This window comes from Patescibacteria group bacterium (assembly GCA_026397045.1).
Classification (GTDB): Bacteria; Patescibacteriota; Saccharimonadia; order CAILAD01; family BJGX01; genus JAPLVO01.
Map to the genome: position 1 here is coordinate 1 of JAPLVO010000001.1, position 5,199 is coordinate 5,199.

Annotated in this window: 7 protein-coding genes; 2 read left to right on the forward strand and 5 right to left on the reverse strand. The window is 44.5% G+C overall.

The features are described 5' to 3' along the window. The coding region (locus NT111_00005; GenBank protein MCX6804404.1) for an SDR family oxidoreductase at nucleotides 1-551 on the reverse strand (551 nt) is incomplete at its 3' end. 113 nt (nucleotides 552-664) lie between these two features. Between NT111_00005 and NT111_00010 the strand changes: the two genes are divergently transcribed. After that, a complete protein-coding gene (locus tag NT111_00010) occupies nucleotides 665-2,290 on the forward strand; it encodes an MFS transporter (GenBank protein MCX6804405.1) in 1,626 nt (541 codons plus the stop codon). 84 nt (nucleotides 2,291-2,374) lie between these two features. Next, the gene (locus NT111_00015) at nucleotides 2,375-2,710 is read left to right on the forward strand and encodes a hypothetical protein (protein MCX6804406.1); all 336 of its coding nucleotides are present in this window, start codon (nucleotides 2,375-2,377) and stop codon (nucleotides 2,708-2,710) included. A 39-nt stretch (nucleotides 2,711-2,749) separates the two neighbouring features. Here the strand turns inward: NT111_00015 and NT111_00020 are convergent, their stop codons facing one another. From NT111_00020 to NT111_00035, 4 genes are all read right to left on the reverse strand, one after another. After that, nucleotides 2,750-3,340: a heme-binding protein gene (locus NT111_00020; protein MCX6804407.1), complete on the reverse strand. Its 591-nt coding sequence runs from the start codon at nucleotides 3,338-3,340 to the stop codon at nucleotides 2,750-2,752. Between the two features lie 66 nt (nucleotides 3,341-3,406). Next, a complete protein-coding gene (locus NT111_00025) occupies nucleotides 3,407-3,925 on the reverse strand; it encodes a hypothetical protein (protein MCX6804408.1) in 519 nt (172 codons plus the stop codon). 84 nt (nucleotides 3,926-4,009) lie between these two features. Then, nucleotides 4,010-4,174 carry a hypothetical protein gene (locus tag NT111_00030; GenBank protein MCX6804409.1) on the reverse strand — a complete coding sequence of 55 codons (165 nt, stop codon included), beginning with the start codon at nucleotides 4,172-4,174 and terminating at the stop codon, nucleotides 4,010-4,012. A gap of 103 nt (nucleotides 4,175-4,277) precedes the next feature. After that, nucleotides 4,278-5,199: ATP-dependent endonuclease (locus NT111_00035; protein MCX6804410.1), on the reverse strand; the 922-nt coding region annotated here is incomplete at its 5' end.

The following is a 5,199-nucleotide window of genomic DNA, read 5'->3' on the forward strand; positions in this document are numbered from 1 at the left end:
TCTTTACGGGAAATATGCGGGTCGAGGCCGAATTTGATAGACTCACCGGCTCGGTAGTGCCCTGTGGCTGAGCCAGAGGTAAGCCTAATTGGGCGGATGATTGTATAGTCTAGGCCCGAGCTAGCTACGATTTTTTCCATTTTGTCTTTGTCTTTTGACATTGGCCCTAGTAAAGTTTTATGAATTAGCTTGTAATAAAAGGGTAAGCTCTGCCAAGAATCTGCCGCACCAAAAGCCGACTGAGTTATGAGCCGTTTGATTTTGTGTGTTTGCATGGCCACGACGATATTTTTATTGCCCTCTGAAAGCACTGGCTCAGAGCTGCCAATCTTTACCCCGAGCTCACTAATAACAGCATCGGCGCCTTTCATGGCCTCATTCACCGCCTTAGAATCTAGTACGCTAAGCTCGATAAATTCTAAGTTCTTGAGCCCTTCAAGCTTCGGGTTTTTGGATATATCGCAGGCCGTAATGCTATAGCCGGCTTTTGAGGCAAGTATTGCCACTTCTACGCCGGTCTTACCGCTGGCTCCAAAAATACATAGTTTCATAATACTAATTTTAGCATAAATAGACGCTTAAGATTGCTTAAGTAGTGTACTCGATTTAATTGAGCCGAATTTTATTAATAGCCTAATACTGGCATATGAATTATAATTATAAAATGAAGAAGTGGTCGGCAATAATACTATTGGCTCTGGCACAATTCATTATGGTGCTCGATGCCACCGTAATGAATGTGTCTATTTCTACTGTCGTAAAAGACTTGAATACAACTGTGGCTTCCATGCAAGCCGCAATTACATTTTTTACCCTAACTATGGCCGCACTAATGCTAACCGGCGGCAAGGTCGGTGATATATGGGGCCGCAAAAAGGCCTTTCTAATCGGGCTTGGGATATACGGAGTTGGCTCATTTATAACTGCAGTAAGCCCAAATATCCAGACTTTGATGATAGGCTGGTCGCTGGTGGAAGGGCTCGGCGCAGTACTGGTGATACCCGCCGTGGCAGCACTTGTGGCTGCTCGCTATGAAGGCCGAGATAGGATAACCGCCTTTGCAATAATTGGCGCTACTGCTGGCGCGGCAGCGGCAGCTGGCCCGCTTATCGGCGGCTTTGTAACTACCTTCCTAAGTTGGCGCTATGTATTTGCCTTCGAGACGGTGATTGTAATAATAATACTTTTGCTCTGGAAGCATGTGCCGAGCTCCGAAAAATCGGCCCAAACAAAGTTAAATATTCCAAGCGTTATATTATCGGCAAGCGGCATGGTGCTTTTGATATTTGGCATATTACAAAGCAAGGTCTGGGGCTGGGTAAAGCCAATGACGGTACCAGAAATTTTTGGCTACCAAATAGCACCTTTTGGAATATCGATTGTTACCTATTTGATATTTGCAGGCATACTGCTACTAGCGTATTTCCTAAGTTACCAAAAAACCTTGCAAGACAAAGGAAAAGACCCCCTGCTAGATGTAACCGTTCTCAAAATCCCACAGTTGCGCAGCGGTCTAGCCGTACAGATGTCTCAAAACCTCGTTATCGGTGCGTCATTTTTTGTAATGCCTATTTACTTGCAGATGGTGATAGGCCTAGATGCGCTTCAGACTGGCATACGAATTATTCCACTTTCAGTATCGCTGATTATCTTTTCAGTGCTAGGCTCCAAATTAATCGACCGCTTTAGCCCCAAAAAGATAGTAAAGTTCGGTCAGCTAGCGCTGATTACCGGAGTTGCTATTATCGCATACACTATCGATCCTCAATTGCAGAGCATTTCGCTTTTTTTGGGGATGTTTATATTAGGTGCAGGGCTAGGGCTACTGGCCTCACAGCTTGGCAATATTAATATGAACGCCGTAGATAAACGCCATTCCAGCGAAGTTGGCGGAATGCAAGGTACCGCCCAAAACCTAGGCTCATCACTAGGAACAGCTATAATTGGTTCTATTTTAATAATGACATTATCGTCCGGATTCTCTGCAAAAATATCTGCCGATCCGCAGATTCCAGAGAGTATCAAGCAAGCCGTTAGTGCCCAGGCCAACAAGGGTATCCCGGTACTATCGACTGCCGATGTTAATAATCTAGCAAACGAACAGGGCTATTCAGCAGCCCAAACAGCCCAGCTGGTTAGCTACTATACCGAATCGCAGCTGGAAGGCCTAAAGCAAGCCATGGTGTTCTTGCTTATGCTAACTGTTGGCTCACTCCTACTCTCCCGTAATCTTCCAGATAGTAAGGTCGAAAAACTATCCGATCTGAAGCTAAAAGATATACATGGCTAACTACACGCCCCACTATAATAAAATCTAGGGCTTGACTTATAACCCTCATAGTATATAATAATACTCCCCTACCGAAGGAGAAATATGAGCTTGGTAATAAGTTGCGAAGGTACACTTTATTACCCATTATGGTGGGTAATAATGTATGGGGCTGAAATTAATAGCCCCGAGGGGCGCCTCCCCGAGGCATTTCCCTGCAAAGAAGGCGAATGCCTGATAGTTGTCCAGGAGACAGGTCTGGATATAACCATGTCGGTGTCGCTGGCCAAGAGGCTGGAAACAGACGCCGAGTACAGAGTCGTTGTAGAGAGGCAGAAAAGCCTTCCTAACGACACAAAATTTGTGTTGTACTCTGTCTCGAGAGAGCTAGCAGACTCGCTCAAAAAAGTAGATCTGCAAAATAACCCTGCCAGGAGCTGACGCTTTTGGCAGGGTTAACCATTTGTAAGTGCATTTATATTATGATGGAGGTTTATTAGTAGGCTCGAAGGCTACTTTCAGGGAAATTTCGTTATGGCGTAAAAACCCAGGCTTGTAGGGCGCATCGTAGCGCAAAACACTCACTGGGCCTTCGGTAGATATATTTAATGATTCCGCCCAAGCTTTTAGCTCGGCGGTCTTTTTATTAATTTTTTCCTCAGTCGTATAGCCAGAAAATTTTATCACCACAGCCTGATAAGGGTCTCTAGCGGCAACTATGACCTGGCTATTATTTGGCTTAGGAAGCGAACTCAAGCTATAGCTAGATGGCATAGTAAAACTCACGCTATAATGGCCAGCCTTGGTTTGGCTAGTGCTAACAGGTGCGGTCATGGCAATTTTTTCAGAGCTTAGCTGTTGACTAGCCACAGGAGTGGTCATAGCGATACTGGCCCGCGTCGTATTGTTACCGAAAATATAATCGGCCAGTATACCAAAAGCCTCACTGCCAGCGCTGCCGTGCTCGGTGGCATCTACTAGTACGCTAGCAATTATGCTTTTGGCGTAGCTACGCAGCTCACATTTGCCAGAAGACTTTAGTATTTTGTATTTGGGTGTTTCAGTAGCCATAGTAATGTTTTTATTATAGCACGAGCACTTAGGCTATGAATATTTAAGATAATTTTGCTTTATGACTTACAAATTTATATAAGGTAGTATAAGTATAAATAGCGATATTGACATACCAAAGTCGTAGATAAGAACTAAGCTGTTATTTGGGGCAAAGTTTTTATTTTTAATTATTTCGTACAAGTGATTGAGGCCAGCAAAAAACAAAAATGTTATCACCGGTAGAGCAATCGCCACACAGGCCTCAATGCCGCGGCCAATTGCGTAAAAACAACCTAGGCCCAGACCTAGACTGACAGCAGCTATTTCGTACTGAAAGCCATTAGTAACCCAGCCAATACTTTTGGCCATTTTTTTTGCAAAAAGTGAATGCATAACAGCAGAAAAAAGCATTACCCAGCCTACAAAATACAAGAGCCAGTGAATGGTGTTGATGTCTGTAGACTCTACAGCTGAAGACATTGGCGCATTGGTGCCTGACAGAGCAAAAGCCCAGGCGGCCACAAACATTCCTGGCAAAACAAGCCCAGAAATTAGCTCACCGATATTACTTTTTGATTTAGTCCTATTCTTAGCTTTTGCCATTACTCTTTTGCCTTTATTTATACTATCAATTATAGTTCTTTAGCAAAGCATAAGCAATATTACGAATCAAGATAAATCTTAGGCCTACCCGCTAAAGTTTTTTTCTATTCTGGCTGTTATTGAGCCGGGGTGGCGACCTAGGGTCTTACTAATTTTTGCGGTGCTTGCACCGTCGTTATATAGTTTTTTTAGATCTTTATCTTGCTTGAGGGTCCAGGGCCTATAGGCGTTTGGAAACTCTAGGCGCATTTTCTCAACTTTCTGACTCCAGCTAGACGCTACACCAGACTTGGTTAGCTTTGACTTAGTACCGGGCTTGGGTATGGCACGATTTTTTTGGGCTGCCTCCCAATCAATAATAAGACGCTACCCCAGACTTGGTTAGCTTTGACTTAGTACCGGGCTTGGGTATGGCACGATTTTTTTGGGCTGCCTCCCAATCAATAATAACTGCTGCGTAGTCTTGTGTGGCCTGCTTGCTTTTGGCCTGAAGATCTTGGTCTATAGCTTGAGCTTCTGGGCTAACTTCTAGAGCTAAGTCGTTAAACCCATCTAGGGTTAGTGACGGCAAGTCTCGCACCCTACTCAAGGCAACGTAGCCCATACCAGCCACAAAAGCTCGGCGCAAATCAATTCGAGCACTGTCTAGGGTCATTCCTTGGCTTTTGTGAACAGTTATAGCCCAAGCCAGTCTAAGAGGTAGCTGGGTGAGGCTGGCTCTTTTGGTTTCGCCGTCCATTAGCTCCCAGGTGTCTGGTGTTATTAGTACAGTATTGCCATTTAATAGTTTTACTAGAGGGAAATTATTATCTTTATCAAAACCTACTACCTCGCCTAGAGAGCCGTTTACATACTTTCTGTCTTGGCTGTTTTTAATACACATTACTTTAGCGCCTAGCTTGAGCTCTAATGTCTGAGGCGCCAAACAAGATTTTTTTAGACTCTCCACATAGTTGGCTTTACCGGTGTGGCTCATTTCGTAGCTCTGAGTGGGAGTTAAAAGCTGGGCTAGATGCTGGGCGTTGATGGTATCTACGTCTTGATTGGTGGTAAGTAGCCTTGTGCCTGTAGTGCTAGGCTGTAGTGCACTAGGTGCCTGAGCTCGCAATAGCGCAATATGACTATCTTCTATACTGCCGGCCCTAACGGAATTCAAAAGCTCGCTGTACTCACTGTCGCTTGTCTGCCTAAATTGCTGGGTTAGATAGCAAACCGCCATATTTGACTCTTGCCAGACATTTGAGTTTGTTACAAATTCGGCTTCACGGTCGCCT

What these genes read in the sequence shown, in the direction of transcription:
- NT111_00025 (MCX6804408.1), bottom strand. Translation starts at nt 3,925, where the DNA reads ATGGCAAAAGCTAAGAATAGGACTAAATCAAAAAGTAATATCGGTGAG.
- NT111_00020 (MCX6804407.1), bottom strand. Translation starts at nt 3,340, where the DNA reads ATGGCTACTGAAACACCCAAATACAAAATACTAAAGTCTTCTGGCAAA.
- NT111_00030 (MCX6804409.1), bottom strand. Translation starts at nt 4,174, where the DNA reads ATGCGCCTAGAGTTTCCAAACGCCTATAGGCCCTGGACCCTCAAGCAA.
- NT111_00010 (MCX6804405.1), top strand. Translation starts at nt 665, where the DNA reads ATGAAGAAGTGGTCGGCAATAATACTATTGGCTCTGGCACAATTCATT.
- NT111_00015 (MCX6804406.1), top strand. Translation starts at nt 2,375, where the DNA reads ATGAGCTTGGTAATAAGTTGCGAAGGTACACTTTATTACCCATTATGG.